General features: G+C 42.3%; 1 protein-coding gene. It reads right to left on the bottom strand.

Annotated features, from left to right (window positions below; genetic code table 11):
• Positions 1 to 220: 220 nt before the first annotated feature.
• Positions 221 to 910 (bottom strand): NS1 family protein (locus tag IEX10_RS20265; protein ID WP_229658340.1); only part of this gene is annotated, 690 nt, incomplete at its 5' end.

Here is a 910-nt window from a genome sequence, read left to right as displayed (position 1 = left end):
ACGCGTGATCAGTAGAAACAAGGGTGTTTTTTATCATTAAATAAGCTGAAACGAGAAAGTTCTTATCTCTTGCTCCACTTCAAGCAATAGTTGTAAGGCTTGCATAAAAGTTATTTGCTCAAAGCTATTCTCCGTAATTTTTAATCTATGTCGTACTTCTTCAATCAACCATCTTATTTCTTCGAATTTCTGGCTTAACTGTTCTCTCCATTTCCCGTTTCTACTTTGTAGAGAGTGGAGATCTCCCATCCTCATCGCTGCTTCTCCAAGCGAATCTCTGTAGAGCTTCAGAGACTCGAACTGTGTTATCATTCCATTCAAATCCTCCGATGAGGATCTCAATTGCATTTTTGACATCCTTGTCAGTATGTCCTGGAAGAGAAGGTAATGGTGAGATTTCGCCTACGATTGCTCCTTCTTCCGTAAAAGCTCTAAGTAGTATCAGGGCTTCAAGCCGATTGAAAATCACACTGAAATTTGCTTTCAATGTGATGTTTTTGTCCACTATTGCTTGGTCCATTCTAATGCATAGGGACCCTGTTATTTTCTGTTTGGGAATGAGCATTAACCAATCTCTTGACATTTCTTCAAGAGTCATGTCAGTTAGATAGCGTGGAGCTGGCACTGAAGCAACACTCATTTTAAATGCTTCATCTGACTCTTCCTCTAAAATCCGCTCCACTATATGCTTTCCTTCACGCGTGGCGGTTCTGATGTCCAGACCAAGAGTGCTGCTTCTTCCTCTCAGGGACTTCTGATCTCGGCGGAGCCGGTCTAGAAATGGGGCATCACCCATTTCTTGGTCTGCAAATCGTTTGCGGACATGCCAAAGAAAGCAGTCTACCTGGAAGCTTGACACAGTATTGGAATCCATTATGTTTTTGTCACCCTGCTTTTGCTGATCACGCGT

The sequence above is a fragment of the Neptunicoccus cionae genome (assembly GCF_014643735.1).
Classification (GTDB): Bacteria; Pseudomonadota; Alphaproteobacteria; order Rhodobacterales; family Rhodobacteraceae; genus Amylibacter; species Amylibacter cionae.
Note: the sequence above shows the minus strand (reverse complement) of the source record. Positions and strands in the feature narration are given on the sequence as shown.